This is a genomic window from Bacillus sp. EB01, assembly GCF_000613125.1.
Classification (GTDB): domain Bacteria; phylum Bacillota; class Bacilli; order Bacillales; family Cytobacillaceae; genus Bacillus_D.
The window spans coordinates 3385057-3411851 of the sequence record NZ_HG964497.1; the positions used below are offsets into that span (position 1 = coordinate 3385057).

General features: G+C 40.1%; 36 protein-coding genes. 30 read left to right on the forward strand and 6 right to left on the reverse strand.

Annotated features, from left to right (window positions below; all coding sequences use genetic code 11):
• Nucleotides 1–8 precede the first annotated feature (8 nt).
• Together TY16_RS15485 and pruA are read left to right on the forward strand one after the other, a co-directional pair.
• The gene (locus TY16_RS15485) at nt 9–752 is read left to right on the forward strand and encodes a Cof-type HAD-IIB family hydrolase (RefSeq protein ID WP_043932754.1); all 744 of its coding nucleotides are present in this window, start codon (nt 9–11) and stop codon (nt 750–752) included.
• 114 nt (nt 753–866) lie between these two features.
• Complete coding sequence (pruA, locus tag TY16_RS15490; protein WP_043932755.1) at nt 867–2498, forward strand: L-glutamate gamma-semialdehyde dehydrogenase; 1632 nt, start codon at nt 867–869, stop codon at nt 2496–2498.
• 59 nt (nt 2499–2557) lie between these two features.
• Here the strand turns inward: pruA and TY16_RS15495 are convergent, their stop codons facing one another.
• The gene (locus TY16_RS15495) at nt 2558–2887 is read right to left on the reverse strand and encodes a hypothetical protein (RefSeq protein ID WP_043932756.1); all 330 of its coding nucleotides are present in this window, start codon (nt 2885–2887) and stop codon (nt 2558–2560) included.
• 92 nt (nt 2888–2979) lie between these two features.
• Nucleotides 2980–3627 carry a hypothetical protein gene (locus TY16_RS15500; RefSeq protein ID WP_043932757.1) on the reverse strand — a complete coding sequence of 216 codons (648 nt, stop codon included), beginning with the start codon at nt 3625–3627 and terminating at the stop codon, nt 2980–2982.
• A 134-nt stretch (nt 3628–3761) separates the two neighbouring features.
• Between TY16_RS15500 and TY16_RS15505 the strand changes: the two genes are divergently transcribed.
• Together TY16_RS15505 and TY16_RS15510 are read left to right on the forward strand one after the other, a co-directional pair.
• Nucleotides 3762–4250, forward strand: coding sequence for a DinB family protein (locus TY16_RS15505; protein ID WP_043932758.1), 489 nt, complete (start codon nt 3762–3764; stop codon nt 4248–4250).
• Between the two features lie 60 nt (nt 4251–4310).
• The gene (locus TY16_RS15510; protein WP_052342755.1) at nt 4311–5054 is read left to right on the forward strand and encodes a hypothetical protein; all 744 of its coding nucleotides are present in this window, start codon (nt 4311–4313) and stop codon (nt 5052–5054) included.
• An 86-nt stretch (nt 5055–5140) separates the two neighbouring features.
• On the opposite strand, the gene TY16_RS15515 is transcribed toward TY16_RS15510, so the two are convergent.
• Nucleotides 5141–5602 carry a hypothetical protein gene (locus tag TY16_RS15515; RefSeq protein ID WP_043932759.1) on the reverse strand — a complete coding sequence of 154 codons (462 nt, stop codon included), beginning with the start codon at nt 5600–5602 and terminating at the stop codon, nt 5141–5143.
• A gap of 317 nt (nt 5603–5919) precedes the next feature.
• Here TY16_RS15515 and TY16_RS15520 point away from each other — a divergent pair, with 317 nt between their 5' ends.
• From TY16_RS15520 to TY16_RS15555, 8 genes are all read left to right on the forward strand, one after another.
• Entirely contained in the window at nt 5920–6276 is a 357-nt protein-coding gene (locus TY16_RS15520; RefSeq protein WP_052342756.1) for a hypothetical protein, read from the forward strand.
• 15 nt (nt 6277–6291) lie between these two features.
• Nucleotides 6292–6732 (forward strand): GNAT family N-acetyltransferase, encoded by a 441-nt coding sequence (locus TY16_RS15525; protein ID WP_043932760.1) that lies wholly within the window; start codon nt 6292–6294, stop codon nt 6730–6732.
• 1 nt (nt 6733) lies between these two features.
• Nucleotides 6734–6970: a glutaredoxin family protein gene (locus TY16_RS15530; RefSeq protein ID WP_155922263.1), complete on the forward strand. Its 237-nt coding sequence runs from the start codon at nt 6734–6736 to the stop codon at nt 6968–6970.
• Nucleotides 6971–7599: 629 nt separating this feature from the next.
• A complete protein-coding gene (locus tag TY16_RS15535) occupies nt 7600–8979 on the forward strand; it encodes an MATE family efflux transporter (protein WP_043932761.1) in 1380 nt (459 codons plus the stop codon).
• 138 nt (nt 8980–9117) lie between these two features.
• Nucleotides 9118–10524 carry a DHA2 family efflux MFS transporter permease subunit gene (locus TY16_RS15540; RefSeq protein WP_043932762.1) on the forward strand — a complete coding sequence of 469 codons (1407 nt, stop codon included), beginning with the start codon at nt 9118–9120 and terminating at the stop codon, nt 10522–10524.
• A 135-nt stretch (nt 10525–10659) separates the two neighbouring features.
• Nucleotides 10660–11079: a hypothetical protein gene (locus TY16_RS15545; RefSeq protein WP_043934777.1), complete on the forward strand. Its 420-nt coding sequence runs from the start codon at nt 10660–10662 to the stop codon at nt 11077–11079.
• A gap of 192 nt (nt 11080–11271) precedes the next feature.
• The gene (locus tag TY16_RS26950) at nt 11272–11481 is read left to right on the forward strand and encodes a hypothetical protein (protein WP_043932763.1); all 210 of its coding nucleotides are present in this window, start codon (nt 11272–11274) and stop codon (nt 11479–11481) included.
• Between the two features lie 73 nt (nt 11482–11554).
• Nucleotides 11555–11932 (forward strand): SET domain-containing protein, encoded by a 378-nt coding sequence (locus TY16_RS15555; protein WP_043932764.1) that lies wholly within the window; start codon nt 11555–11557, stop codon nt 11930–11932.
• Nucleotides 11933–12027: 95 nt separating this feature from the next.
• Here TY16_RS15555 and TY16_RS15560 read toward each other — a convergent pair whose 3' ends face one another.
• Nucleotides 12028–12471, reverse strand: a complete 444-nt coding sequence (locus tag TY16_RS15560) for a cell wall hydrolase (protein WP_043932765.1) — start codon at nt 12469–12471, stop codon at nt 12028–12030.
• Nucleotides 12472–12932: 461 nt separating this feature from the next.
• On the opposite strand from TY16_RS15560, the gene TY16_RS15565 reads away from it, so the two are divergent.
• A complete protein-coding gene (locus TY16_RS15565; RefSeq protein WP_231505632.1) occupies nt 12933–13319 on the forward strand; it encodes a hypothetical protein in 387 nt (128 codons plus the stop codon).
• 48 nt (nt 13320–13367) lie between these two features.
• Here the strand turns inward: TY16_RS15565 and TY16_RS15570 are convergent, their stop codons facing one another.
• The gene (locus TY16_RS15570; protein ID WP_043932767.1) at nt 13368–14942 is read right to left on the reverse strand and encodes a M2 family metallopeptidase; all 1575 of its coding nucleotides are present in this window, start codon (nt 14940–14942) and stop codon (nt 13368–13370) included.
• Between the two features lie 98 nt (nt 14943–15040).
• Here TY16_RS15570 and TY16_RS15575 point away from each other — a divergent pair, with 98 nt between their 5' ends.
• From TY16_RS15575 to TY16_RS15600, 6 genes are all read left to right on the forward strand, one after another.
• Nucleotides 15041–15538 carry a GNAT family N-acetyltransferase gene (locus tag TY16_RS15575; RefSeq protein ID WP_043932768.1) on the forward strand — a complete coding sequence of 166 codons (498 nt, stop codon included), beginning with the start codon at nt 15041–15043 and terminating at the stop codon, nt 15536–15538.
• 446 nt (nt 15539–15984) lie between these two features.
• Nucleotides 15985–17058, forward strand: a complete 1074-nt coding sequence (locus TY16_RS15580) for a lipocalin family protein (RefSeq protein WP_043932769.1) — start codon at nt 15985–15987, stop codon at nt 17056–17058.
• 229 nt (nt 17059–17287) lie between these two features.
• Nucleotides 17288–18184 (forward strand): aminoglycoside phosphotransferase family protein, encoded by an 897-nt coding sequence (locus tag TY16_RS25290; protein WP_052342758.1) that lies wholly within the window; start codon nt 17288–17290, stop codon nt 18182–18184.
• Nucleotides 18185–18354: 170 nt separating this feature from the next.
• Complete coding sequence (locus TY16_RS15590) at nt 18355–18687, forward strand: hypothetical protein (protein ID WP_043932770.1); 333 nt, start codon at nt 18355–18357, stop codon at nt 18685–18687.
• Between the two features lie 100 nt (nt 18688–18787).
• Nucleotides 18788–19213, forward strand: a complete 426-nt coding sequence (locus TY16_RS15595) for a CBS domain-containing protein (protein ID WP_043932771.1) — start codon at nt 18788–18790, stop codon at nt 19211–19213.
• A gap of 125 nt (nt 19214–19338) precedes the next feature.
• Entirely contained in the window at nt 19339–19761 is a 423-nt protein-coding gene (locus TY16_RS15600; RefSeq protein ID WP_052342759.1) for an MEDS domain-containing protein, read from the forward strand.
• An 85-nt stretch (nt 19762–19846) separates the two neighbouring features.
• Here TY16_RS15600 and TY16_RS15605 read toward each other — a convergent pair whose 3' ends face one another.
• Nucleotides 19847–20053 carry a zinc ribbon domain-containing protein gene (locus TY16_RS15605; RefSeq protein WP_043932772.1) on the reverse strand — a complete coding sequence of 69 codons (207 nt, stop codon included), beginning with the start codon at nt 20051–20053 and terminating at the stop codon, nt 19847–19849.
• Nucleotides 20054–20227: 174 nt separating this feature from the next.
• On the opposite strand from TY16_RS15605, the gene TY16_RS15610 reads away from it, so the two are divergent.
• The 11 genes from TY16_RS15610 to TY16_RS15660 all read left to right on the forward strand — a co-directional run bounded on the left by TY16_RS15610 (nt 20228) and on the right by TY16_RS15660 (nt 26703).
• Nucleotides 20228–21163: a 3-hydroxyacyl-CoA dehydrogenase family protein gene (locus TY16_RS15610; RefSeq protein ID WP_043932773.1), complete on the forward strand. Its 936-nt coding sequence runs from the start codon at nt 20228–20230 to the stop codon at nt 21161–21163.
• A gap of 562 nt (nt 21164–21725) precedes the next feature.
• Nucleotides 21726–22031 carry a hypothetical protein gene (locus TY16_RS15615; protein WP_043932774.1) on the forward strand — a complete coding sequence of 102 codons (306 nt, stop codon included), beginning with the start codon at nt 21726–21728 and terminating at the stop codon, nt 22029–22031.
• A 105-nt stretch (nt 22032–22136) separates the two neighbouring features.
• Nucleotides 22137–22403: a DUF4190 domain-containing protein gene (locus TY16_RS15620; protein ID WP_043932775.1), complete on the forward strand. Its 267-nt coding sequence runs from the start codon at nt 22137–22139 to the stop codon at nt 22401–22403.
• Between the two features lie 108 nt (nt 22404–22511).
• Nucleotides 22512–22748 carry a hypothetical protein gene (locus TY16_RS15625; protein ID WP_043932776.1) on the forward strand — a complete coding sequence of 79 codons (237 nt, stop codon included), beginning with the start codon at nt 22512–22514 and terminating at the stop codon, nt 22746–22748.
• 110 nt (nt 22749–22858) lie between these two features.
• Entirely contained in the window at nt 22859–23125 is a 267-nt protein-coding gene (locus tag TY16_RS15630) for a hypothetical protein (protein WP_043932777.1), read from the forward strand.
• Nucleotides 23126–23232: 107 nt separating this feature from the next.
• Nucleotides 23233–23460 (forward strand): DUF3953 domain-containing protein, encoded by a 228-nt coding sequence (locus TY16_RS15635; protein ID WP_043932778.1) that lies wholly within the window; start codon nt 23233–23235, stop codon nt 23458–23460.
• Between the two features lie 63 nt (nt 23461–23523).
• Complete coding sequence (locus tag TY16_RS15640) at nt 23524–23928, forward strand: hypothetical protein (RefSeq protein ID WP_043932779.1); 405 nt, start codon at nt 23524–23526, stop codon at nt 23926–23928.
• 90 nt (nt 23929–24018) lie between these two features.
• Nucleotides 24019–24282: a hypothetical protein gene (locus TY16_RS15645; protein WP_231505633.1), complete on the forward strand. Its 264-nt coding sequence runs from the start codon at nt 24019–24021 to the stop codon at nt 24280–24282.
• 176 nt (nt 24283–24458) lie between these two features.
• On the forward strand, nt 24459–24959 hold the full coding sequence (locus TY16_RS15650; RefSeq protein ID WP_043932781.1) for a hypothetical protein: 501 nt from the start codon (nt 24459–24461) through the stop codon (nt 24957–24959).
• A 247-nt stretch (nt 24960–25206) separates the two neighbouring features.
• Nucleotides 25207–25503 carry a hypothetical protein gene (locus TY16_RS15655; RefSeq protein WP_043932782.1) on the forward strand — a complete coding sequence of 99 codons (297 nt, stop codon included), beginning with the start codon at nt 25207–25209 and terminating at the stop codon, nt 25501–25503.
• A gap of 738 nt (nt 25504–26241) precedes the next feature.
• Nucleotides 26242–26703 carry a GNAT family N-acetyltransferase gene (locus tag TY16_RS15660; protein WP_043932783.1) on the forward strand — a complete coding sequence of 154 codons (462 nt, stop codon included), beginning with the start codon at nt 26242–26244 and terminating at the stop codon, nt 26701–26703.
• Nucleotides 26704–26795 lie beyond the last annotated feature (92 nt).

A 26795-nucleotide genomic window follows, 5' to 3' on the forward strand; every position in this document is an offset into this window, starting at 1 on the left:
TGTGAAGCATGAATAAAGACAAGCTAGACATTAAACTGATTGCATTGGATATGGATGGAACATTGCTGAATGAAGAGCACAAGGTTTCAGAGGCAAATCGTGAGGCTATTAGGCAGGCGGAGGCTAAAGGTGTAAAGGTTGTCCTTAGTACAGGGCGGAGCCTGGCCACTTGTAAGGAATATGCAGTTTCCCTACAATTATCTTCATACCTCGTGACCGTAAATGGTGCGGAAGTTTGGGGGCCGGATGGAGAGCTCGTTGCCCGAAACCCTGTCAGCATTCCATTAATGAAGTGGATGCACGATCTATCTACTGAACATAAAACTAAGTTCTGGGCAATCAGCACAAACGGGGTTTTCAGAGAGAAGATGCCGGACGACTTCGATCAGCGTGAATGGCTGAAGTTTGGTTTTGATATACCAAACGATGAAATCAGGGCGGCAATTTTAGCGTTGCTCAAGGAAAAAGGCGAGCTCGAAGTCAGCAACTCAAGCCCGACCAATATCGAGGTTAATTCTGTCGGCATCAATAAGGCCGCAGCGTTGAATCGGGTGTGCGATCTGCTTTCGTTCAAAATGGACAACGTGATGGCAGTAGGTGACAGCCTGAATGACATACTTATGATAAAAGAAGCAGGGCTTGGAATCGCGATGGGCAATGCCCAGGACGTAGTCAAGGAGGCAGCGGACTGGGTCACCGCACCGAACACAGAAGATGGAGTTGCAAAAGCAATCCAAAAATGGGTGCTTTAAAGGTAAGGCAATCTTGGAGAGACAAAGAAGGCAAGTTTCGTTAAAGTATGTTATAATTTGTCGGTATGAGTAGTTATACCTATATAATTTTATTACAGAAGGGGATGGGTACGAATGAGCAATGGAATTTTCAAAATCCCGACACCTACAAATGAGCCTGGTAACACATATGCACCAGGTACAAAAGAACGGGAAACCTTAAAAGCTGAATTAAAACGACAATCTGAAACTAAAGTTGAGATCCCTGTCATTATTAATGGCCAGGATGTAAAAACAGATACAATCAAGCAAGTTGTTATGCCGCATGACCATCAGCATGTTCTTGCCAACTACTCCCAAGCAGGAGAAAAAGAACTGCGCGATGCAATTGAAGCAGCAATGGCCGCAAAAGAAGAATGGGCAAATATGGCATGGGAACACCGTGCAGCTATTTTCCTTAAAGCAGCTGACCTAATCTCTGGTCCATACCGTGATGTCATGAATGCTGCAACTATGCTTGGCCAATCCAAAACAGCTTACCAGGCAGAAATCGATTCTGCACAGGAATTGATAGACTTCCTGCGTTTTGGTGTAGATTACGCAAATCAAATCTATCAAATCCAGCCTGCAAGCATGAAGAATATTTGGAATCGTACAGATTACCGTCCATTAGATGGCTTTGTATTGGCGATTTCTCCATTCAACTTCACAGCTATCGGCGGTAACCTGCCTGCAGCACCTGCGATGATGGGTAACGTAGTTGTTTGGAAGCCAGCATCAACTTCAATTCTGGCAAACTACTACTTTATGCGAATCCTTGAAGAAGCAGGATTGCCAAAAGGCGTTATCAACTTCGTTCCATCACGCGGTTCACAAGTATCAGAAGTGGTACTGACAGACCCTCGTATGTCCGGATTCCACTTCACTGGATCAACAAGCACGTTCCAGACGATTTGGAAAACAGTTGGTGAAAATATCCATAGATATCACTCATATCCTCGTCTAATTGGCGAAACAGGCGGTAAAGACTTTGTCTTTGCCCATGAAAGTGCGCAAGCAGATAAAGTCGTAGCCAACCTTGTCCGCGGTGCATTCGAATACCAGGGCCAAAAATGTTCTGCTGCTTCCCGCGCTTACATTCCTGCAAGCATGTGGGAAGAAGTAAAAGCTGGTTTGCTGGAAGAAACTGCGAAGATTAAAGTCGGTGATGTCCGCGACTTCCGAAACTTCATGGGTGCGGTAATTGACAAACCTGCGTTTGATTCAATTGTTAGCTTTATCGAAACTGCGAAGGCTTCTGAAGATGCAGAAATCATAGCTGGCGGTACGTATGATGATTCTAAAGGATATTTCATCCAGCCGACCATCATTCTGACGAAGAATCCAAACTTCAAAACGTTGTGTGAAGAGATTTTCGGACCAGTCCTCACCATCTACGTTTATGAGAATGACAAACTGGAAGAAACATTGGATGCAGTGGATTCAGCTTCCATGTATGCACTAACTGGTTCTATCTTTGCTCAGGACCGCCAGGCAATCGTGCACCTAGAACGCCGCTTGTCCGGAGCAGCCGGTAACTTCTACATCAATGATAAGCCAACAGGCGCAATGATTAACCAGCAGCCATTCGGCGGTTCACGTGGATCAGGTACAAACGATAAAGCAGGTTCTGTATTCAACATGATTCGTTGGACCAGCCCTCGCGTTATCAAAGAAAACTTTGCACCAACAACAGATATAACTTATCCATTTATGGATGAAGAATAATAGTAAATAATGAAGAGAGGTTGAAACGATTTCGTTTCAGCCTCTTTTTTAAAAAAATTTCATTCAACAAATCCGAATCCTATAATTTGATGACTATCATGGTCTGCATATACAATGATGTTTTCCGGTTTCAAGACGTTTTTCTTTGGAAATAGCAGCTGATAGACTTCAGCGCCTTCGCTTTCTCCTAATTTGATGATGGATACCTTTGCATTTTCCCACTTACCATTAATCTGCTCTTTCTGGATTCTTGTTAACTGCTTCCAGACTGCCTCTTTGATATCCATTTGTTCAAAGGAAAGTTTTTGAGTCCTTACTGACCTTTCTGCTGGCTGTTCACAGCCGACGAGGATAAAAACCAAAAGGGCAACTAGCAGTTTACTTCGCATCAAATCACCCCATTATAATACTCATATAAATATATTCTGTTATCTGGTGATACATTCTGCCTAGTTACCCAGTCGAGTGGTAGAAGTCCAAATTAACTAAACTTTGCCGGGAACTGCTTAATAATCGCACCGGATATAGCGTCTGCCATCATCAGGATATGGCGGTTTCCCCGGTCAGTGGCCAGGATATCTGCATCCCAATTCTTTTGGATGCGGGCGACTACCATGTCCGTCAAGAGCCTTAAATGTGTATAGAACATTTCCTTAAACTGGACTTTGTTCAAATTCGGATTAGCGTTAGTAAGAAAATCAGTTACTTGGTCAGCATTGCGGAACCACTCGGCGTTTGCCCTGTTGAGTGCTTCGGTATTACCGGCCTTGGCTGCCTCGACGACTTTAACCGCAATCGTAATATGCTCCTTTAGGAGATTTGTGAGCGTGTTCCCAGCTGCTTCACCGTAAACAGGCTTGATGGCATTGCCAAGGTCTTCCTGGTTTTTCAATAGTCGTGCTAGAACTGGACCTGTGTCATCAAGACCCGCAACCGAGCTTTTTACAAGATCTCTTGTCCAAAACACATGGTCAGTCCAAAGAGTTCGATAATTCATTTTGAATTGCTCGGAGGAGCTTTTAACTGTCACAACAGGATTCCGGCCGTCCTTTTTCGCGGCATTCCCTTGAGGGGCGATAGCTGTGATAGCCAGCATTAGAAGAAGAAAGACTGAAAGAAACTTTTTCAAATGGTACATCTCCTTTTATTGGGATACGTATGTAGTATGCGGAATTTGTCATAAGGGTTATTCGCTTCCCGGTTTGCCCTGCCTAAATTGATGATGTTAAAATAAATTCATCTTGGCAAAGGGGGAGCAATTCAATGAACGAAGTGCAAACAATAGGAAAAGACATATTCCTTGAGCAGCTGGCCGCGGTTTATGATGCATCGGGATGGTTTACAGGACTGAAGGATGCGCTAAATGGTGTCACGTTCGAACAGGCGGTATGGCAGGCGAATGAAAGTTCCAACTCAATCTGGGGCAACCTTCGCCACCTTGCGTATTGGAGCGAATTCTTTTTGGAAAAATATAAGCCCGGTACAGTTGGAGAGATTGCCCATCTTGAAAATGCGCGTACTTTCGATGTACCGGAACAGGAAAAAACCGAAGAGAATTGGAAGAGGGAAGTTGTACGCCTCGAACAAGCAATCGAAGGCTGGCGTATTGCCATGAATGAAAACCCCGGTAAACTTAATGAAGAATACTGGACGAAGCTCATTGCTGGATACCTTCTTCATACTGCATACCATATCGGTCAAATTGTAACAATCCGCAAGCAGCAGGAAAGCTGGACTGCTTCGGGGCTTTAAAGCTTTTTTTTGAAAAAAAGACACAGGTTGCGTTATCTAGCGTTCTGAAAGGGGATTGCAATGGGTATAGTCGGCAGCTCGATGTTTTCTACATATAAAGAGAGGATTCTTTCCTTGCAAGCCCCTTTAATACAAGAAAATCTTAGGGGACCAGAATTCCTGTTAGACGGCGACGAGGCTCGGAAGTTGGAAATTTATTATACGCCATTTGACTACATTAATTCGGAAGCGAAAATCCTGATTGCCGGCATTACACCTGGCATGCATCAAATGCAGATTGCGTTTCAAACAGTATGGGAATTGGGGAATGAACGGTGGAAGGATGAGGCTATTCTCCACGAAGTAAAAAAGCGCGCGAGCTTTGAAGGCCCGATGCGCCGGAATTTGGTGGCGATGCTCGATGAATTGGGGCTTGCAGACTGGCTTGGCATGAACACCTCAATGGAGTTATTTGGTGATGCAAACCACCTGGTACATACGGCATCAGTGCTTCCTCATGCCGTTTTTTTCAATGGGAAAAATTATAATGGCTCCCGGCCGGACATTTGGAAAACAGATTTGCTGCAAAGGCATGTGTGTACGTATTTCGCCAAGGATCACAGTGTACTTCGCTCACCATTGATTATTCCTCTTGGAGTTAATTTTCAAAAAGTACTTGTTGAGCTGGGGAAGAAGGGATTCCTTGACACTGAACATTTGCTGCATGGTTTTCCGCATCCTTCCGGCAGCAATGGACACCGTCACCGGCAATTCGCAGAGCACAGGGACCAGATGAAATCGAAGATAGGCAGGTTTTTCAATTAGTGAGTGATGGTTACGAAAAATCTAAGAATCAGGAATTTGAATAAGTTTTATCGAGTATCTTGACATAACTATTTTATAGTTAACAATCAACCCGACATCCTCATCAATCGTTGGGTTGTCATATCGGCTAGCAGCTGATTATTTAATGTTCGCGCCATAGAATGGGTCAGGTCGAGGACTTTTTTTATTCCTTCCTTATACCCACGCTTAATGGCAAGTTCGTCGCAGCGTATTTCAGATTCAACATTGTGTTGGTTTTTTTCAACCGGGTGCTCGATATGGCCAAGTTCATGCCATATAATTGCTTCCTTCATTTCGGCATCAGAGCAAAATTGCTTATAATCATACACAACGATGAACCAATCAACGCCAGGTATCAGAGACTTATAAAACATTGTTAAAAGCCTCGTGTCAATACCGGCAAGTTCAAGGTAATGGCCACTTTTCAATCCGTACACATTAAGAATCGTTTCCTTGCCCTCGAGAATGACAATTTTGTCCGTAATCCCATACTTCTCTCTATCCAATTCCTCGCAGAAACAAATCATTTCATATTACCCCCATTTGCACGTTTTCTCTGTTAGTATTGTTAAATATATATTCAACTTTTAAACAATCTGAATGGACGACTGGAAAATTTATTTTTGCAAGTATACTATAGTGGAAACGTTTTCGAGAAGTTTTAATTTTGTGAATATTGAAATAAATAACTTGACATCAGGGGAGTGGCCTTACCCATGTTGATCCGCTGGTTTTTAACGAATGCACTTATCGTTGCGATTATTCTAGTTATTTCTTTTTATCGGGGTTATGATTCGAGTGGAATTCTGCTCGGAAAAAAGTGGCTGCACAGGTTGCGTTTATTTTGTTTTTAGTGAATACCAACATGTATTTTGTTTTTCTCATGATTAGGAAAAGCCGGGTAAGGGATGTGAAGGTGACACTGGCCCGGATTTCAAAAAAGATGATGAAATACCACATCCCTTTTGCTATTACAGCGACATTTTTAATTTTTGCCCATGGATTAATCATGGGATATTCTCATTTGGAAAACGTGATCCAGATAAAAATTCTTTTCGGAATCACTGCAATGGCAATTCTGCCTCTCCTGTTGTACAGTGGATATCGGCGGCATAAAAAAGCGACCAGCAAGCGGAGAAAATATCATTACACGATGGCTTTTGTTTTTTTAAGCTTCGCGGTTATCCATATTTTTATATAAAAAGGGGGTTTTTAAATGGGAGGCGAGTACAAACTTAGCGTTGAGACCAATCCTGACGGAGCACTTTTTATCAGGGAAAGTCTTGTCCAATATAATAAAGAATATATATCGGAGGCCTACACCTCTCCATCTGAAGACGTACATATCTTCCTTCGGGATCAAAATGAAGCAATAGTAGGCGGCCTGACCGGCTCTATCAAGCTCAAATGCTTATATGTCGACATCTTTTGGCTTGACGAAAAGTTTAGAGGCATGGGGAAGGGGAGTGAAATCCTCGCATTTGCCGAAAAGTATGCAAAGGAAAAAGGCTGCACTCTTGTAAAGCTTGATACCTTCAGCTTTCAAGCGCCTGAATTCTATAAAAAGCAGGGCTACGAGATCTATGGCGAACTCGAAAACTTCCCTGAAGATGGAATTACACATTATTATCTTTTTAAAAGGCTTGGAGGAAAGTAAAGTGGAAGACAAAATCATTGTCTATACAACCAATGACTGCATTGAGTGCACGATGGTTAAAAAAGTACTTGGTGAAGAGGGAATTCCGTTCGAAGTGAGAGACATTTCGGTGAACCCTGCCTTCAAAGAGGAAGTTGAAAAATTCGGCTACCTTGGCGTCCCCGTTACAGTGTATGGCGGAAAAGCAGTAAAGGGTTTCACAAACGAACTGAAAGAAATTATTGAAATGGCAAAATAGGATAGAGTATTACGATTACGGGCGCTACACAACAACTGGTTGCGTGAAGGCTATTTTAGGAGCTCTGAAACCTTATTATGAGCAGTGTAACCTTAGAGAACTAGTTAGGTATTGAACAAATGTTTCGAATCTAATCAGCACTTCTTGAGGATATTGGTACACACTTAATTAGCCAACCAGCAAGACATTGGAGACATTTTGTAGTTACTTTGATCGTGGAATGGTTCCAATACAGCTTATTGGGCACATTTTGACCTGGTACAACGGGTGAAATGATTACAATATAGCTTATTGGCTACATTTTGCCTTGCTGCGGAGTCCAAAATGATTCCAATACAGCTCGTTGGGCACATTTTTTGTGATACCGGGAGAGACATTAAATGTACTTGAAAATACAGTTCAAGGACATTTCTTGATTGCAGTAGCTTCAAATTGTACTTGAAAACGAATTTCGAGGACATTTCACGTTTTTAGAGAGTAAAAATGTCCTTGAAAATCCATTTCAAGGACATTTCAGCACACCAGCAGCTTTAATTTGTACTCGAAACTTTTTCAACCAAATTCATATTAAGGGAGACTCAGTCTCTAAAGAAGGAATACTATTATTGATTTAGATCGGGAGTTTTGACATGTATCAAACGTTCACAATGAAAGAAAAAATGAAACAGATCTTTATAATGCTAATCCCAATCCTGATAACCCAGCTTGGGATGTTTTCAATGGTATTTTTCAATACGGTTATGACGGGACGTTACAATGCTTCCGAACTTGCCGGTGTCGCAATTGGATCGTCAATTTGGAATCCTGTTTTCATCGGTTTAAGCGGAATTCTGCTTGCTGTATCACCGATTGCTGCACAGCGTATAGGAGAGAAGAAGGATAAAGAAGTTGCTTCAACCCTTTCACATGGGATTTACCTGGGACTTATTATTGCAATTATTGTTTTGATTATCGGGGCTATTGTGTTGAATCCGCTGCTCGATTTTATGAATCTAGAGCCACGCGTACAGGACACAGCCCATGCATACCTCGTTGGTTTAAGTTTTGGAATCATTCCGCTATTTATTTTTAATGTATTGCGCTCATTCATTTATGCACTCGGTAATACAAGGGTAGTCATGGTCATTCTGCTTTCATCGCTGCCGTTCAGCTTGTTTTTGAATTATGTCCTAATTTATGGCTATCTGGGCTTTCCGGAAATGGGCGGAGCGGGAGCGGGTTACGCTACGTCGCTTACTTACTGGATCATTTGTGGAATTACCTTTTTTATTATTAAAACAAAAGTACCATTTTCGGTGTACTTTTCACTAACAAACTTCAAGAAAGTTGTCGGCAAAGAACTCTCCGAGATTCTAAAAATCGGCGTTCCAATGGGCTTGTCGGCATTTTTTGAAACAAGCATGTTTGCACTTGTCACGATCTTGATTTCAAAATTCAGCATTACTACAATTGCTGCATATCAGTCTGCATTGAACATTGCTTCGTTCATATATATGATCCCATTGTCGATTTCGATGGCGCTCACTGTCCTAGTAGGGTTCGAGGTCGGTTCTAAGAGGAACCATGATGCAAAAGTGTACAGCTGGCTCGGTATTGGCGTATCCGTCATTATAGCCTTGGTCACCGGTATACTGGTTGTGTTATTCAGGTACCAGGTTGCCAGCCTGTATTCCAACGACCCCGCCGTTATTGCACTCACCGCCGCATTCTTGATCTACGCATTATTCTTCCAACTTGCTGATGCAATACAGGCGACTGCACTAGCAGCACTGCGCGGCTACAAAGATGTGAACCTGGCATTTGTAATGACCCTGATTGCCTACTGGCTCATTTGCCTGCCATCGGGTTATGCACTTGCGCACTTTACCAGCCTAGGTGCGACGGGGTATTGGATTGGCTTGACGTTCGGGCTATTTGCAGCCGGTGTCGCTCTATCAGCAAGGTTGATTTACATTCAGAAAAAGAAATTCCCGAGCGGCAAAGCGATAAAAGAAAGCCTCTTATCCTAATGGATTGGAGGCTTTTAGTATTCGTTTTTTTCGGAACGTATAGCGCTTTGTAAATTCTTTTTACTATACGAAAGCAGAACGCTTGTTTAAAATGGGTGATAGGTTAGCACGTGAATTTTTTACCAAAAAGGAGAAAAAATGTATACCTCAAAACCCATTAACTTCAACAGGACAACGATTGTCAGCTTACTGCTAGCAGCCTCATTTGTTTCGTTATTGAACCAAACCTTATTGATTGTGGCAATTCCGCCAATCATGGCCGAATTTGGCATTGAGCCAAACGAGGCGCAATGGGTCACGACAGCGTTCATGCTGATGAATGGGATTATGATTCCAATCACAGCTTTTTTAATAGAAAAATTCGGTACGAAAAGCCTGTTGATTTTTGCAATGAGTGTGTTCAGTTTCGGTACACTCCTTGGAGCAATTTCAACAACCTTTATGGTCCTTTTAATTGCAAGGGTCCTGCAGGCGATTGGGGCTGGAATTCTCATGCCATTAATGCAAACTGTCCTGCTTACGCTTTATCCGCCGGAAAAACGGGGCGCTGCCATGGGGATGAGTGGGTTAGTCATCGGCTTTGCACCGGCAATCGGACCGACTTTGTCAGGCTGGATCATAGACCATTTCACATGGAGATACTTGTTTTATACAGTTCTGCCAATTTCCTTGATTGTATTGGTTTTAGCTGTCTTCTTGATGAAAAATGTCACTGAGAAGAAGCAAGTACGTGTGGATGTTCATTCAATTATTCTTTCCTCATTTGGATGGGGAGGACTGCTTTACGGCTTCAGTATGGTGGGGTCAATGGGCTGGCTTGCCCCAACGGTTATAGGCTCGATCATTCTAGGAATAGCTGCCCTGGTTTTCTTTATCAAGAGGCAGAACCGACTTGAAAGCCCTATCCTGAACTTCAGTGTATTCAAGTATAGGGAATTTACAGTCACAACATTTTTATCCGTACTCATGTTTGCGTTGTTGATTGGAATAGAAACGCTGCTTCCGCTATACGTGCAAAATGTGAGAGGCGGCACGGCCCTTGAATCCGGTATGTTGCTCTTGCCGGGCGCTATATTAACAGGCGCGATGGCACCAATCTCTGGAAGGCTTTTCGATAAATTTGGTGCCCGAGGGATGGCGATTTTGGGCTTTGTGTTTATTTTTCTATCCACCTTGCTGTATATGACAATTGGAATGGAAACGCCTTTTCAATATATTGCAGTACTTTTTTCGCTTCAAATGTTTGGTGTTTCACTGCTGATGACTCCTTTAATGACGTCGGGAATCAATGCATTGCCATTTCAACTGATTCCACATGGGACTGCAATGTCCAATACCATCCGTATGGTTGGCGGTTCAATCGGGACCTCGTTAATTTTCTCGGTCATGAGTGTTTTTGCCAGAACGTCTTCCGAATCATTGCCACCACTCGCACTTCTTGACGGGATGCGGGTTGCGTTTATGGTGGCGGGTGTAATGGCACTGGCGGGCTTGCTCTTTGCCTTTACACTTGCTAAAGGAAAATTGGTGCGGCTTAAAGGGTAGGCTAAATTTGTCTTTGTGAATAACATTGGTATCCTCCAGTCCAAAGGGATTGGGGGATATTCTTATTTGGGGTGGGTAAAACAGGCAGAGGAGCAAAGCTGTTACCTGGAGATACTACCTTTAGAGGTGGTTCAAATGATTAAAAAGATAGTCGCATGCTTTCTCATTCTTGGATTATTAACCAACAATTTCGTTTTCGCCGAAACGAATGTAGGAATAGAAATTTTTGATATTACTCAAGAAAAAGTGGTTAAGACCGCGCCTGTTACCCCTGATACTCATCAGGAAGCGGCAAAGTACCTTAAAGGAATAAATGGACTTTATCCAAAAATAAATCCAATTCCAAAACAGGGCTTTATGGTTAGAATTCCACTCGATCCAAAAATCCAGGTGGAAAATCAATGGTTTAACCAGCTTGTAGATCAAGTAATCGTGATATTCCCAGATAACGAAGACCCATTTCTGCTTTTGTTTGATGGTCAAAATAAAGCTTTGTTTTTCACTTTTAAAGGGGATACAGCTCAATTATTGAATAAGTTAAACTTTAAACGATAAAGGACAATTTGAGTAATAATATATAGTTTTCAACTTTGCTGCTAAGTTCATGGCGGCATTTTTTGGTCCGGGGTTTAATTGGTTGTACGTAAAAGTGTTATGAATGAGTACGAGCTCGTGATATAATAAAGAACTTAAGGACTTAATCGGATGCCAAAAAGCCTCCGCTTGTTAAAAAATGGAGGTGTAAGAATGAATAAACGATGGACCATCGGTAAAATTAAAGAATTTGTTGAGAAAAATTCAGATAGTAAGTTGTTATCGACTGAATATCACGGTTTTTCGCAAAAACTACTTTTCAAATGCTCGTGTGGAAGCAATTACGAAAAAACCTTTACCAAATTTAAGAATAATCACCAGCGTAAGTGTGACGTATGCCAGCCGCCAAAGGAATCGCGTTGACGAGTTATCAAAGCAAGTGTAGCTCTTTTTTATAAGGATTGCAGCAAAAATTTAAAAGTAAGTAGGCGATTTGATGATAGAAGTAAAAACATCTCCACTTAGCGATGGGGAATTTAATAGAGGGGTATTTGCAACCCGTGATTTCAAAAAAGGCGAGCTTATCCATGAAGCTCCTGTCATTTCCTATCCTAATGAACAGCATGAGCATATTGAGAAAACCCTGCTGGCTGATTATGCCTTTGAGTATGGGAAAAACCACACAGCCATCCTTCTTGGGTACGGCATGCTGTTTAACCATTCTTATGAACCAAATGCTTTTTATGAGATCAACTTTGATAACCATACTTTTGAGTTCTATGCACACACCGATATAAAAGCAGGCGATGAAATTCTTATCAATTATAATGGCGATGTTGATGATAATGATCCCCTATGGTTTAATCAGGAATAATCCATCCTTTTTTAATCGCCGAATTAATTCCAAAATCGCCGAATTAGTTTTCCCCAACTCTAAACGAGGATAAAAAGCTTACTCATTGAGTAAGCTCATCCTCCGGTATAGACACTTTCACATGTTCCTGCAATTGGCTCATAGTAACAATGATTCTTGTACTGGCCGGCGAAAGGCTGGTCGTACCATGTTGGCGGGCAAGGGCCAAATGGATTGAAATACCATAGTGAGTATTTCGCTGGGTGTTCTCGCCAATAATCCAAATTCATCTTTGCCAGCCTTCTTTCAACAGGGCGTGCCCGTTGATAAAACATATTTCCTTTTTGGACTGCTTCAAAAGAATAATTTCCACCTTGTACTTGAAAAATAACTTGGGGAATTGTCCTTACTTTTTTAAAATCAGTGCAATCTGCTTTCACCCTGTTAACAATAACATTCCCAACATATAACATCCCTTGTTTTCCTTCGCCTTCAGCTTCAGCTCTCATCATCCTGGCCATCAAGTCAACGTCTGAATCGCGGTATTTTACTCTCGGCATTATGTCACCCCCACATATACTATGTATATACGCCTACAATGTTGTTGGTTTTTTCAGATTAAATATACTTAGAATCTTCCTGTATAGATTAAACCAAAGTACTTCTGTAATTTCCGCTCCTATCTTTTAAGTAGGAAATCTCTTCATAAATTAATTAGTTTTACTCATATAGCCGGAAAAATTCCGTTTAATGAGTTAGTACCATAAAAAATAGCTTGTAGCAGACAGAACTAACTGTTATTTACCAAACAATTTTCCGAAAAGGAGTTTCCTATGTTTGAAATAAAGACATTGTTACAGTTGCCTTCATTTAAACCGACTGACCCCAATGTTTTGAATATCCCGATGAACAGTTCATATCAATAGATAATGAATTAAAACTGAGAGATTATTTTAATCATCCTAAATTCACTCCTGAACACATTCAAATGCTTATCACAATAAGGTACCAGAACAATATAGTGATTGGGGAGCATTGTCCATCAGGCTTGGATTTGTGGAACGATTATGTCCAAGCGATAAAGATATTTTTTGAAGAGGGAAGTGTTGAACTTGATTATGGGATTGAACCTATCTTGATGAAAATGAACACCATAAATAACAATTTCATAAATTTTGAACTTATAGATGAATGGGAGCCAAATGAGGTGTATACGAAAGCCGACCTTCCTAAAAAGGATTTTCTCGAAGCTCTATTAGACGGCGCGATACATTTTTGGACTACATTACATATCTGCCAAGTATTTGAAAAAAGGGCATATAGAATAAGCACACCTAAAGATTACCCACAACTAAAGTTGAACGAAATCGATATATTGAAAGAACAGGTCAAAAACTTAAAATGCTAATTGTGGAAATAAAACAAGCCCCAGACATATCGTCCGGGGCATTATAGCTTAACAGTACAATTCCACAAAGTGCTGCGGATTCAGCTTTTCACCTGTTACAAGGCGTATTTTTTCGTTCCACTCATACAGTGCCCCAGGCTTGAAAAACTCTTCAACCAGCAGGTTCCCTGTTTCTTTGGTGAAAAACTCCTCGGAAATGGTACGCTCGACATGTCGCTGCAGCTGGGCGGCGGTCAATTCACCAAGCAGGTAATTCTGATAGTAAACCGGCGCAAGGGTAAAATGGATTTTCGCTGCCCAATCAGGATTGCTTCTGTCATCCGGCGGAGTGACCAGCTGAATTTCCTCAACGGTTTTCCACCAGAGGCTGTTCAAGTCCTGGTCCGGATTTTCATTCAACTCGCGCTCAAAAAAGACAAACGTAATAATCCAGCGAGCAGAAATCAGCATTTGCAGCTGTTGATATTTCTCCAGTTCAGGAGCAAGACCGGCAAGAGTTTCCGAATCAACCTGCAAAAACTTGCTGAGCCAACGTGAATCTTTGCCCATTTTTCCAAAAAGCATCGCAATAGCTTCCGTTGTTAGCGTATGGGCTGGCGAACGGAGGCTGAACGGCAGGGCAGGATCCGTGTATTTGAAATAGGCGGCATGGCCGAATTCATGCAGATTTGTTTCCATCCAATACGAGCTTGGTGTCAGATTACATAGGACACGGACATCTCCTTTCCGGTCCATATCGGTGCAGAACGCAGTCGGATTCTTGCCCGGGCGCGGGTACAGGTCGCTTTTCTCGTACAAGTGTGTTATATCTATGCCGATATCGTTAAAGGTATCGGTTGTAAGCTTTACAAGGTCCTTTCCTGAAAAGAACCGGTCAAGATTGGCAGCTTGGGATGGAGGAGCTTCCTGGAAGAACGGATCAACATAATGCCATGGCCGGATATCGGAAGGTTGGATACCAAACTTTGCAGCAAGACGCTCATCCAGCTCTTTCTTCAATCTGCGGTAGGTTGGGTCTGATTGCTCAATCAGCTCCCGGAAGATGCGGAACACTTCATCGCGGTCGAGTTCCTGATGCTTGAATGATATCTCGTGGTGGTTTGAAAAACCAAGCAGGCGTGCTGCCTCATTCCGTTTTTTAACGAGCCCGATCAAATCCTTCTCGACGACTTTTCCGACCTCTTTGCTGGCAAACCAAACCTTTTTCCGAAGCTCCTGGTCTTCGGAGTTAATCAAAACCTCGCGTATATCGTTGGCCGAGTACTCTTTACAATCGACAGACGGTGTATATGTATTAAACCTGAGGTTCAATTCAGACGACCGTTTTGAAAGGTCAGCGAGTATGTCTTCAGGAAGCTGATTTCCCTCCATGCTTGTAAGAAAAGCCTCGAATTCCCGTTTCTGCTCATGGGTCAAACCTTCTTGTTTGGAAAGCCGCTTCGCAAGTTCGTATGTATCTTTATCCGAGAAGAACAAGTTGAATTTAGTACTAGCATCGCTTAGCCGGGAAGCCCATTCAGCGTCACCGGTTGTCTGCGCCATCCAGCTTGCTTCGGTCACACCCTTCAATAATACTTCCATTTTCTCATTCATCTTTTTTAAAAAATTTACTGCAGTTGTCATTGTCTTTCCTGCCTTCCTGGCTTAAAATTGTCACTATATTTAAAATTCTATACCAATTAGGTAAAAAGTACCATGATTTTGTGAAATGAGGGAGCACAATGGAAATTAGAACACTAAAAGCGGGAGATGCGAGTGAATATCAGAAGTTGAGGCTCGGGTCGTTAAAGCTGCATCCAGAGGCATATTCATCAAGCTATGAAGAGGAAGTTGCACGGACAGTTGAATTTTTTGAAAAAAGGCTCTCAGGATTAGAATCAGTGACGCTTGGAGCTTTTGTTAATGGCCAATTGGCTGGCACCGTGACGATCTTTCCTGAAACAAAGAATAAGCTTAAACACCGTGTTAATCTTGTTGCGATGTATGTTGCACCCCAATACAGGAAGTCGGGAACAGGAAAAGCCCTGGTCCAGGCGGCACTGGAGAAGGCCAAACTTATTCCAGGTGCTTCCCACATATATCTTGCCGTCACTTCTACGAATATTCCTGCAAAAAATCTCTATCTGTCATGCGGTTTTAAAACCTTTGGTGTAGATGCACAGGCATTGAATATAGAGGGCAAATTTTATAGTGAAGATTTAATGGCCTTGAAACTGTAAAGCGAATAATAATTCTTTGGCTCTGTTAGTATTCATTATTGATTTTCTTGAGGGTGAAAATTATTAGGAGGAGAATTTCCGGCTATTGTACGCACGGGCACCTGAAGTAGCAGAAATAAGCGGATAAATTCCCCTTAACTTCTCAAAATAAGTCAAAATTCATAGATTCCGGGATGATAAGCGGAAAAACTCCCCTTATTATAAGGGAAATATGGGTATTTCCCGACTTAATCGGAATTTCTCCCCTTATTTTTAATCAACATTCAGCTATAACAGAGCCAATTATTTAGGACTCCCAGATAAAAATGGCTAAGAGATAGAGGATTAATGTTTTTAACATAGTTGATTGGAGCGGAAATCCGCGGGTTCAACAGAGTAGGTTAATACAGGCAATCCCATATCACCGCATCACAGCATATTGTAGTTAAAAAAGCAGTGGTGAGGATATGAAAGACAAAGAAATTGTTCTGCCTAAAGATACCGGCCCGCATACTAATTCGAATGTGGAATGGTGGTATTATTTTGCCTTCCTCCAGGGTGACAGGGGCGGGAGGTATGCAGTAATGGGGTCGTTTTTCGAGGTTGGCGAGACGAGTCTGTTTAAAGCGCACTATATGATTCATTCATTGATTGATTTAACAAATAACGTACACAGACATTACTCGCTTGCCGACTCTTCGTTAAAAAAACAGATGGCGCTTTTTTATATGCCACTGTATCTATTGCTGAACCCAGGAGATACGCAAATGTGGCGGCTCCAGAAGCAGCTTTTAAAGGGCAGGCTGCCAAAGCCGCACCGAGAAATCCCGCATGCCAAAATAACCACTAATCCAGTTAAGCTTTCGTATGGAAAAAATAAGCTGGAGTTCCTTGGAAGCAGCCAGTCAGGATTTTCCGCCAATATAACTGAAAAAGAATTCGAGGCAGATCTACAGTTCTCACCAGAAAAGCCGATTGCCTTGATAGGCGGACAAGGAAAGCCGGATGACCTCTACTATTACTCTTTTACCAGGAACAAAGTGAATGGCCAAATTGTAACTGATCGGGGAACGGAAACAGTATATGGGCAAGGCTGGTTCGATCATCAGTGGGGCAGGGATTATGGTCTCGCTAAAGGAAAGGGCTGGGACTGGTTTGGGATCCAGCTTGATGATGGGCGTGAACTGCTTCTGAACCAAATGACTTCAGATAAGAAGGAATCTGGTCCTAAGATGGCCAACTTGATTGGCAGGGATGGTTCACTTCAGTTCAGCAGGCAGGTTTCTTTTTCAAAAGAAAAGCATTGGAAAAGCTTTGAAACGAATGCGAGGTATCCAATCTCCTGGTCAATAACTATCCCTGAATTTAGGATGGAGCTCCGTGTCGAGGCCGCGTTTCCAAAGCAGGAGATGATTATGCTGGGCCCGCTCAAAGGAATTTGGGAGGGAGCAGTGAAAGTGACCGGCCACGAAATAATGGCTAACGGACAGAGGAAGCCTCTTGCAGGTAAGGGGTTTATGGAACTGGTAGGCTATACTTGAGCGAGGAGTAAGCATTCTCGCTCTTTATAATGAATCGGGGATTTGATTTGTTGTATTAATGGTTGAAAATTCTTTTTTAAAATAAAGTGGGATACAGGCTGAAATGAGACGTGCTGGAAATAAATAATATATTTGTGTAGCCTCAAGGGTTAAAAACCTAAGAATATTTGCCTCAGTCTCGGTTATATTCCGTAATAGTGTTCGTGAGGAAGGAGTAAAGGAGAATTAAATGAATCTGCCCAGTGAATTTGTTGAAAAAATAACAGGTGCTTTCGGTTCGGATGGGACAAGGTGGCTTGGGAATCTTGAGGAACTTGTCGCGAAATACGCAGAAAAGTGGGGCTTGACTATTGAAGGACCGGCAGGCAATCTGACGTACAATTATGTTGTGAAAGCCTGTGATAAAGAAGGCACACCAGTCATCCTAAAACTTGGGGTGCCGAATTATGATTTTATAAATGAAGCCCGGACTGTCCGTCATTACAATGGGGAGGCTTGCGCCAGGCTGCTAGCTGAAGATGCAACAAATGGAGCCATGCTTCTTGAACAGCTCATTCCGGGACAAAATCTTTCCGTTCTTGATGACGAAGAGCAGGCTGCAAGGGAATACATACAGGTTTGGAAAAAAATCCGCAGGCAGCTGCCGAACGATTTTACCCCGCCATCCATTTTGGATTGGGCAGAAGGGTTTACCAGGTACAAAAGGCAGTTTCCGGACGGAGGAGAGCCGATTCCTTTTGAAGCAATTGAACGTGCTTCAGCCTATATGAAAGAGCTCTATGACCCTGACCAAATCGAGCTGCTCCACGGCGATCTCCATCATGAAAATATCCTGCTTTCCGAAAGAGGCTGGCTGGCGATTGATCCTAAAGGCGTCTCAGGCAATCCCTATTATGACATCATGTCCTTCCTGATTAATCATCTCCACAATAAAAAACATCCACGCGAACTGCTTAAGAACCGGATAAACTGGATTTGCGAGGGGCTAGGACTTGATAAAACAAGGCTTTTAAAAGCTTCTTATGCGCTTGGAACCCTTTACGCCTGCTGGGGAATAGAAGATCATGGAGAGTGGAAGGAGACATATCAGTGTGTCGAGTGGATTGCGGAATTCCTCGCTGAATAGGACAAATTGGAGAAGGTAAATTAGTTTTTGTCAAAGCTTTGTTCAAAATTCGCAGTAAATGAATATAAATTACTACTATGGTAGTAGTGTAAAGCCTTCTATAGTTCTATTTAAATACAGATTTTATCCTTATATAATGAAAGTATACTCAGGAAATGGGGGAATGGGCGATGGTAGAAGCGAAGAAAGAGTTGAGCCTTATCGAATATTGTAAATATGCGACCCCAACAGAGGTGCTTAAAGCTGCCACAAACGGCAATGTCCGCGGACTGGATATGTTAGCATTAAGGATGGTTATGGCAAGGAACAAACTGCCTGTTGAAGTTGTTAATGTCATGATTGTTTATTTTTTCAAAACCTTCGCGAATACCGTTTATGATAGGAATGACCTTTTGAAAATTTATGACCACTGGCTAAAACATAACGTCCAAACCTTCGTCCAAGCGAAGCAGATGACAGCCACTGATATCCACACCATACTGAAAAAAACCGATCCAGCCTGATGGTCCTCCGTCAGGCTTTGGCTTTGCTTGATAAAATTAACCAGTTTTACAGGTTGTCCTTCCGGGAATCACTTAACTAGAGGATAGGAGGGATTTTCTAATGAATATCAAAGATGTTATGACAAGAGAAGTTGAAACGTGTCCACCCGATGCTTCGATTTATGATGTTGCAAAGAAAATGAGGGAACTGGATGTCGGTGTCATTCCAATTTGTGATGGGGATCAATTGGTAGGGCTTGCGACAGACCGTGATCTGGTTATCCACGGCCTCGCTAACAACCTGTCTACGGATACCGCTGTTTCTGAGGTAATGACGAAGGATCCAGTTAGGGGAACAGTCGAAATGAGTGCCGAGGAAGCTGCGGACTTGATGGCCGATGTCCAAATTCGCCGCCTGCCGATTGTGGAGCAAGGCAGATTGATAGGCATTGTGTCGCTTGGTGACCTCGCCGTCGATGAACAGCTTTCGGATGATGCCGGACAGGCGCTCGAAGAAATTTCAAACCCTGCCGAGCCTGAAAAGTAAACAAATAATGTTGAGAAGCCCGCAGAAAATTTCTGCGGGCTTTTTAAATAAATGATTGTTGTTTTACTGGAAACAGTAGTGAAATTAACTGTAGAGCCTTATCGGGAGTAGGGAGGGGAGTTGGGATGGAGAAAAAGGTAATAAAGGAAATTGGCAATCTTGCAAAGGGCCATCTTTTTTATAACACATCCAATACCGATCAATACATAAACAATTTAATTTCGTTCATTGAAGGCGGCCTTAGACAGGAACATTTTTGCCTAATTATTGAAAGCGATAGACTGTGGCTTAAGATTAAAAAGAGATTAACAGACATCTTTTCTGCAAAACAGCTTGAGCGCGTCATCCACATGAAAAATTTTGATTTTTATTTTTCAACAGGTGAGTTCCATGTTGAAGCAATTGTTAACTATTTTTCAAAAACGCTTTCACCCTTTCTTAGCAATAACCTGGGAATCAGGACATGGGCGCATGTGGAGTGGGGAAATGGTATGGACATGACGGGTAAAATTAAACAATTCGAACAAAAAGCCGATGAACATGATTAAAAATGGCTCACCTATGCCCAGTTACCAGGTTTTTCTAGAACAGGCAAAGGTGAGCCATTCATTTTTCAATGCACATAAGGGGAAATCAGCCACCAAAGAACAAATCAATAATATTGGATGCATTGCTGCTCCGTTTGTTGTAAAACTCTGAATACCCACATCTTTTACAAAAAACGACCGTAAAAGTGTTGTGCTGGATGTCGAACATCTTTGACAGACCTGTACCTGTCATTGCTACATCTTTTGTACCCGCTTCATTGCCTCCACATTTTATGCAGCCTTTCATCTCCATACAGACCACTCCTTATCGGATCATTCATTCAAATAAACGATTATTTCATAAAAAGGTTACATTGATTCTGCTTTATTTTAGAAAACGCTTTCAAAAAAGGTTTTTTAATAGAAAAGTCGAATTAACATTATGGGAGAAACTTCACATAGACTAGTTTTTTTGGAGGATGAACGAATGATTAAAAAAGTAACTGTGATTGGTTCAGGAGTTATGGGACATGGAATTGCTCAGGTATACGCCCTTGCAGGATACCCGGTCAGAATGTACGATTTAAAAGAGGAATTTTTACAAAAGGCGATGGAGCTTGTAAGATCTAATCTTTCTTTGCTCGTTCAGGAAAGTGTCATTACTGAACAACAGAAAGCGGCCGCACTAGAGCTGATTGTTCCGACAACTGATTTGGAGGAAGCCGTTCAGGATTCCGATTTCATAACCGAAGCGATCCCGGAGATACTCGAATTAAAATGGGAGCTGTTCAGCAACCTTGAGAAATTTGCAAAGCCAGAAGCCATCATTGCATCCAACACCTCAACTTTTCCAATTTCCCGGCTTATCGAAAAAGCTACTACACCTGAACGGATGCTGATTACCCACTTCTTCAATCCAGCCCAGCTCGTGCCGTTGGTCGAAATCGTAAAGCACGACAATGTCGCAGATGAAACCGTGCAAGTTACAAAGGATCTAATGTCCGAAATCGGCAAAACGCCGGTTGCGTTAAATAAGGATGTCCCTGGGTTCATTGCCAACCGGCTGCAGGCTGCCATTGTTCGTGAGGCGTTTTATTTGTTAAAAGAAGGTGTCGCCGATGCCCGTGACATTGATAGGGCGATAACCGATGGCCCGGGCTTCCGCTGGTCGTTTATAGGCCCGATCGAAACGGCGGATTTTGGAGGACTTGATGTGTGGAAGCGTGTTGTCGAAAACCTCGCTCCTGAACTTGATGAAAGCAAAGGAGCACCGGAAGTCATTGAAGAACTCTTTGCCCAGGGCAAACTCGGCACCAAAACAGGTGAGGGAATCTACAAGTACGACAATGTCTCAGTCCGGGATAAAATACGCGAACGCGATGAGAACTTTATTAGGTTGGCAAAGATTAAGAATAAATTATAATAGGAAATCTCAGAATCCAGCCCAAAGCAACCCCATTTAGTGATTTGAAAATATTCCGTCTTATGAGTGTATTCAAGAAAATCCGATACAAATTATAATAGTCACCGGTATTAATTTTAAAAACTAAATAAATTACCAGCTAGCAGTCCAATTTGCACTTGAATTGGACTGCTGCTGTTTGTAGAGAGAGTGTTTTTTAAAAAAAAATGCGGAGCAAGTTGATTAACAACTATTGCCTATATATAGTAACTTCTATGCCATAATGTAATGTCATTTTTAATAAAAGGGTGTGTTGGTCCAGCATGGATTAACCGCCCTTTTTGTTTAATTATTTAAAGTTCTGTTTCTTATGTGTGTGAATTGCGAGAAATACATTTTTAAAGAGTAAGTATTATTTTACCTAATCAAGCGAGCTTTTTATTAAACAGGTATGTTAGTTGAATGAAAAGGAAGAAAAATCCAATGACATCATATATAATTAAAAACAGGGAGGGGATAAAAAAGACTGTAATGTTACTCCTTTTCGACCATTTTACTAACTGCTTGTTCAGAACCCAAATTGATGAAATTCGCTGGTGAAAGTGAAAATTGGCAAGTTATTTATGAGGTCAATATTCTAGATCAAGATAGCGAATCTACAAATCTCATAGTAAAATATATCGGCGCAAAGCCAATTCCTCAAAAGATAAAGTATGTTGTTGAAGGATTATCAGGAAAATCAGCAGGTGAAGATTCACTTAATAATGGAGTGTTAAAAATAGGTGGACATTCTTGTAATGGTTGTGCCGTTACCCAAGAAAACGAAGAAAAGAAGGCCACCATAACTTGGAATGATAAATCAGACATCATAATTTTAAAAAATCAGTAACGAGAAGGCTTACTGGGTTAAAATTTTTGTCATGTTTCAGCTGGGCAGAAAAGTTTAAAAGACATTTTATTCTTATTTTAATTTATAAAAAGGGCTGGAATTTTTATGACTGAGAAAACTCATATAAATAGTAATTCTGTGATTTCTTTAACTGTTGGCATTCTTTCAATATTACTCCCTATCATTGGCTTAGTACTTGGCGTTATTGAGGTTGTTACCTCAAGGAAAGCTGTAAAAGAAATAGAAAGAACGGTTGACGGTGGTAGAGGGTTAGCAACTGCGGGTTTAATTTGCAGTTCTGTTGGAATTATCATTCAATTATTTGGGGTGTTAGGGATGATAGCTTATTACTCCGTATCTACTGTAGGATAAAAGTTTTTACTATACTAAAGTGAGAATTGATACAGGGTTCTTATGGAAGTTCTTATTTGACTTATAGTACAGGTGAATTAATAAAGGAACTTGGTAAAGGGGGATTTAATGAACCTGAAAGCATTTTTACTCACTTTTGTTGTTGTTTATTTATTAATCAGTATTCCTTCGATATTAGGGATAGGCTATGTTATTGATTGGGCCCCAGAAGCAACATTATTGCAAAAGATTAAAGGATATGTAATTAGCGGACTTCTTAATAATTTTGTTATAAAAACTGTAATAGCGGTTATTGTCGGATTTATAATTAATTCCCCTATTTTTAGAAGGCAAAAGTCAAAATGAAATACAAAGATTTTTTTATAAATATATCTATAGGGTTGAATGAGTAAAAGGGCGGTGCTGTCATTGGACGATTTGTTTAGTAGGTATGGGTTTATATTTGGGGGATAATGATGTTTGTTAAAGTTTATCAGTATCATATACAAAAAGATAAAATAGACGAATATTTAGCTATTCAAGAAAAAGCATCAAAAATTTACGAGAGATATTTAGATTTTCATACAATGTATCTGAATAGCAAGGTGGATGCAACGAAATGGATTGAAATATCAATATATAAAAATGAAAATGAGTACCAATTGAGTATGGATTTGATCAATCAACAGGAAGAAATACAAGAGCTGTTTAAAGTATTTCAATCTCTCTTAGTTACAGACTAGAGTGAAATAAGTGAAGAAGACTTTATTGAATTCACTATTTAAGAAGCTGAAGCGGGATAGTTTAAGGGTCAAATACGCTTAGGTGGTAATTTGGTGGAGGGATGTTTTTGTTAACGTTTTTACAAATAATTCTATCAATAACTGTTATTTCACTTGCAGCATATGAATTGATTACTGAGGATTTTAAGTTTCAACCATATACGATATTGTTATTAGGATTAACAATGTTGGTAATGGGATTGAGAGAATTTCAAAAGGGCCAAAAAGGTTATGGCTGGCTAAGTATAGTTGTATTTTTATTATTTTATTTGCCTCAATCAAAAGTTTCTTATTGAAGTAACATACTCTTCGGGTTATAGCTTCTAATAACCGCCAGAGTATTTTTTGGAGGTGACCATATGAGAAATTTCTTATTCCTTTTTTTATTGATGAGCAATCTTTTTATACTTTCTGCTTGTGCTGATCCGGAAACACAAACACAAACTTTAGAAAAATTTTATAAAGACGAACATATTGAAATTGTTGATAAAGTAATCATTCAAGATGGTTCAACAGGAAATTCAGAAGTTATTACTGAGCAAGAGCAAATTAATGAATTTCTATCTCAAATTAAAAATATCGAATTTACACCGGAGGATAATCAAGAAAAACGTGATGGATGGCGATATGGTATTACACTTTTTGATGGCAAAAAAGAATTTAAATTTACATTAAGTAAAATTGGTGATACTTATTACAATTCAACACCAGATATTTTTCCAATTGTAGATAACTACTACAAACAGCTCAACAAAGGAAATTAGTAATTTTTTTGAACAACTAAGTTTGTTGTAGTTGGTATCCCTTCTTCAACTAAGGGTACTTTAATCTCGAGGGATAAAGGCACCTTTTTATTGAACTTTTTTGAAAAGGGCTGGTTAGCTGAAATTAGTTTCGGAATACAAATCAGAGGTGTTTTTATGGAGGCGTTTTTATATTATTTACTTGCATTCTTAGGTGTTTTACTGATGTTTATTAGTCTCATTAATTTGGGGATTATAGATGCGAAAAACAAAAAAAGTGGAGAAAAGAAAAGTAAGACAAAACAAATAAAGTTGCTAATTGTTGGGGGAATTATATTTATCCTTTCCCGTGTTTTACATGGACAAATTTTTTAAATGATGAAGCATTTTATATTGGGGGCAGGAACTCCACTTTAATAGAAGGGCTCTAATGGACTAAACCTCGTTTCGGCGACCACGATGAATCAAGCTGTTAAACATAACAGCATTTGTTTTTCGATTAACGTGGAGTTAATTAACTAACATAATAGGAGCAGTGGAAGGAAGAAATAATGTCTCAATTAAGAGATTTTATTGGGTTGAGGCTGAGGCTCGCCGGAAGGGCTTCAAACCTTTTTTGGTTAGGATTTGGGGACATAATCACACTAACTAGAAGAGGAGAATCGCAAAATACAGCAGAATTTGCATTGCATATTGAATGTTCTTGGAGGATTACAATAGGCAATAAAATATTTATAGCTTCAAGAGATTTCTATGTTCCTAGCTCAAGTTATGATGGAGTAATAGAAGATTTCGATTGGGACATACAGGGAAACAACAGATTTGATGAACGAATTAAAAACTTTATGAAGGAAAAGGAAAATTTAACTGTCCTTAAAATTGATTCTGATCATATTGGCGGATTAAATATTCTTTTATCTGAAGGGTATAAGCTCGATGTATTTCCGGACAGCTCAGATGATGACGAGAATAGTGAACATTGGAGATTTTTTAATCGAAAAGGGGAAACTCCTCATTTTATTGTTACTGGTAGCGGAATAGATAAGGTATGATTCATAACAGACTCTTGTACATACTACAAAAAATAATAATTTCCTCCTCCTTCAACTGAGGTGAGAAAATCATAGATTATGCTATTTCAGATAGTTCATTTTTAAAAATTCACCAAGAAAGATACACTTCATTGATAGGTTCTTGTCTTTAATAAAAAGATGTAAATATTGATAATAGGAACAGAATGCTGTCATTAAGAGTGATTATGGTAAAACTTAGTTAGTCTGGTATGTGGGGAGGTATCATATGAGGGTCTTATTGGAATTATTAAGAATTATTGTCTTATTTGTTATTATTGGTGGGATTCTTGGTTCCATACTCGATAATGTATACTCAGCCATTGGTACCGACATAAAAAAGTACGGGTGGATCGGTTTTATTGCTATTATTATTCTGTTCTTTATCTTATATAGAAATAAATTGCAGTTTGGTGGATGGTATAAAGGAAAAGGAAGAGAAAAGCTTCCGAAAAACGTATTTCAAATACTTATTTTCAGTGGAATTTTACTATTATTATTACCGCCAATTTTAAGTTTTTTCTGAATTAATGGAAGTTTGACTTAGATTTAGAACGTAGTTGTACGTTGATCCAGGGGGGATTATAGCACTTTTTTTGAATTCCTTATATTGCATAAGGTAGTTTAATGAAAACTTTCTGGAGGTCGGTTCATAATACACAAACCGGGACGGGAAAGCAGAAGAAGATGAAATTTTAATACCTTTAATATTCAAATTCATTAAGTAAGTATATTAGGAGGGGAAAGGTGAAAGTTAGTAGGGCACGGGGCTTACTTACAAAACAGTTAGGTATTAAAAAGGCTTGGAGACATAGGTCCAAGCCTTATTTGCTAATTAAATTTTCAATTTAATGCAAAGCAAACGACACTGTTATCCGAGGTTTGTACTTCAAAATTAAGTCCGTCCCGTAAAAAAGTAACGGGTTCGGATTAGGAGTACAAAAACTCATTTAGAGCATCAATTTTTGGTCCAAATCGCATATGATTTGGACCTCTTATTTTTGTTGATATAATAAGCTTTTTTACATTTTGACGTAACAATTAGCACTGAATTTAGCACGCTTTTTAACAGGATAACAACAGCTAATGTCACACGTCTGAAACGTAGCCAAAATAAGTGCCAATTTTATTACTAATTATATTTCGAATTTTAAGCTTAATAGCAACTTATGTCAAAACGACCTGAAAGAGGATTTTTTTTATTTAGGAAATACACTTTTATGTTAGTATGAGAATAGGAATTTTCTTACAAAGGGGAACGAATATGAATATCAGTCGAACAAACGATTTTGAATTAGTGGCTAAATTGAATAAATATGTTCACGATTTACACGCAAATTTATACCCTGAGTATTTCAAAGAATATAATTTTGAGGAAATTAAGACTTTCTTTCAAAAGATTATTGATAAAGAGGAATTCTATTTCCTTCTGTTGGAGGACGATGACCAATCTTTAGGTTATGCTTGGATTGAGTTAAGAAATTATCCCGATAATGCCTTTAAAAAATCTTATAAATCGGTATATGTGCATCAAATAAGTATCGCAGAGAGCCAAAGAAAAAAAGGATACGGTTCTGAATTGATGAACGAAATTACGGATATTGCAAAAGAAAACGGCATTAATAAGATTGAATTAGACTATTGGTTCAATAACGAAATAGCAAAGAATTTTTATAAGAAGAATGAATTTGTGAAATATCGAGAGTTTGTTTACAAAGACATTTAATTCTAATGCTAATTCATTTGTTAAATGATAAATAAAGGAGGTGCGAATTGCACCTCTTTTTTTATTGCTAATTAAAGTTTTGTACTTCAAAA

What these genes read in the sequence shown, in the direction of transcription:
- TY16_RS15485 (WP_043932754.1), top strand. Translation starts at nt 9, where the DNA reads ATGAATAAAGACAAGCTAGACATTAAACTGATTGCATTGGATATGGAT.
- pruA (WP_043932755.1), top strand. Translation starts at nt 867, where the DNA reads ATGAGCAATGGAATTTTCAAAATCCCGACACCTACAAATGAGCCTGGT.
- TY16_RS15495 (WP_043932756.1), bottom strand. Translation starts at nt 2,887, where the DNA reads ATGCGAAGTAAACTGCTAGTTGCCCTTTTGGTTTTTATCCTCGTCGGC.
- TY16_RS15505 (WP_043932758.1), top strand. Translation starts at nt 3,762, where the DNA reads ATGAACGAAGTGCAAACAATAGGAAAAGACATATTCCTTGAGCAGCTG.
- TY16_RS15510 (WP_052342755.1), top strand. Translation starts at nt 4,311, where the DNA reads ATGGGTATAGTCGGCAGCTCGATGTTTTCTACATATAAAGAGAGGATT.
- TY16_RS15515 (WP_043932759.1), bottom strand. Translation starts at nt 5,602, where the DNA reads ATGATTTGTTTCTGCGAGGAATTGGATAGAGAGAAGTATGGGATTACG.
- TY16_RS15525 (WP_043932760.1), top strand. Translation starts at nt 6,292, where the DNA reads ATGGGAGGCGAGTACAAACTTAGCGTTGAGACCAATCCTGACGGAGCA.
- TY16_RS15535 (WP_043932761.1), top strand. Translation starts at nt 7,600, where the DNA reads ATGTATCAAACGTTCACAATGAAAGAAAAAATGAAACAGATCTTTATA.
- TY16_RS15540 (WP_043932762.1), top strand. Translation starts at nt 9,118, where the DNA reads ATGTATACCTCAAAACCCATTAACTTCAACAGGACAACGATTGTCAGC.
- TY16_RS15545 (WP_043934777.1), top strand. Translation starts at nt 10,660, where the DNA reads ATGATTAAAAAGATAGTCGCATGCTTTCTCATTCTTGGATTATTAACC.
- TY16_RS26950 (WP_043932763.1), top strand. Translation starts at nt 11,272, where the DNA reads ATGAATAAACGATGGACCATCGGTAAAATTAAAGAATTTGTTGAGAAA.
- TY16_RS15555 (WP_043932764.1), top strand. Translation starts at nt 11,555, where the DNA reads ATGATAGAAGTAAAAACATCTCCACTTAGCGATGGGGAATTTAATAGA.
- TY16_RS15560 (WP_043932765.1), bottom strand. Translation starts at nt 12,471, where the DNA reads ATGCCGAGAGTAAAATACCGCGATTCAGACGTTGACTTGATGGCCAGG.
- TY16_RS15570 (WP_043932767.1), bottom strand. Translation starts at nt 14,942, where the DNA reads ATGACAACTGCAGTAAATTTTTTAAAAAAGATGAATGAGAAAATGGAA.
- TY16_RS15575 (WP_043932768.1), top strand. Translation starts at nt 15,041, where the DNA reads ATGGAAATTAGAACACTAAAAGCGGGAGATGCGAGTGAATATCAGAAG.
- TY16_RS15580 (WP_043932769.1), top strand. Translation starts at nt 15,985, where the DNA reads ATGAAAGACAAAGAAATTGTTCTGCCTAAAGATACCGGCCCGCATACT.
- TY16_RS25290 (WP_052342758.1), top strand. Translation starts at nt 17,288, where the DNA reads ATGAATCTGCCCAGTGAATTTGTTGAAAAAATAACAGGTGCTTTCGGT.
- TY16_RS15590 (WP_043932770.1), top strand. Translation starts at nt 18,355, where the DNA reads ATGGTAGAAGCGAAGAAAGAGTTGAGCCTTATCGAATATTGTAAATAT.
- TY16_RS15595 (WP_043932771.1), top strand. Translation starts at nt 18,788, where the DNA reads ATGAATATCAAAGATGTTATGACAAGAGAAGTTGAAACGTGTCCACCC.
- TY16_RS15600 (WP_052342759.1), top strand. Translation starts at nt 19,339, where the DNA reads ATGGAGAAAAAGGTAATAAAGGAAATTGGCAATCTTGCAAAGGGCCAT.
- TY16_RS15605 (WP_043932772.1), bottom strand. Translation starts at nt 20,053, where the DNA reads ATGGAGATGAAAGGCTGCATAAAATGTGGAGGCAATGAAGCGGGTACA.
- TY16_RS15610 (WP_043932773.1), top strand. Translation starts at nt 20,228, where the DNA reads ATGATTAAAAAAGTAACTGTGATTGGTTCAGGAGTTATGGGACATGGA.
- TY16_RS15615 (WP_043932774.1), top strand. Translation starts at nt 21,726, where the DNA reads ATGAAATTCGCTGGTGAAAGTGAAAATTGGCAAGTTATTTATGAGGTC.
- TY16_RS15620 (WP_043932775.1), top strand. Translation starts at nt 22,137, where the DNA reads ATGACTGAGAAAACTCATATAAATAGTAATTCTGTGATTTCTTTAACT.
- TY16_RS15625 (WP_043932776.1), top strand. Translation starts at nt 22,512, where the DNA reads ATGAACCTGAAAGCATTTTTACTCACTTTTGTTGTTGTTTATTTATTA.
- TY16_RS15630 (WP_043932777.1), top strand. Translation starts at nt 22,859, where the DNA reads ATGTTTGTTAAAGTTTATCAGTATCATATACAAAAAGATAAAATAGAC.
- TY16_RS15640 (WP_043932779.1), top strand. Translation starts at nt 23,524, where the DNA reads ATGAGAAATTTCTTATTCCTTTTTTTATTGATGAGCAATCTTTTTATA.
- TY16_RS15650 (WP_043932781.1), top strand. Translation starts at nt 24,459, where the DNA reads ATGTCTCAATTAAGAGATTTTATTGGGTTGAGGCTGAGGCTCGCCGGA.
- TY16_RS15655 (WP_043932782.1), top strand. Translation starts at nt 25,207, where the DNA reads ATGAGGGTCTTATTGGAATTATTAAGAATTATTGTCTTATTTGTTATT.
- TY16_RS15660 (WP_043932783.1), top strand. Translation starts at nt 26,242, where the DNA reads ATGAATATCAGTCGAACAAACGATTTTGAATTAGTGGCTAAATTGAAT.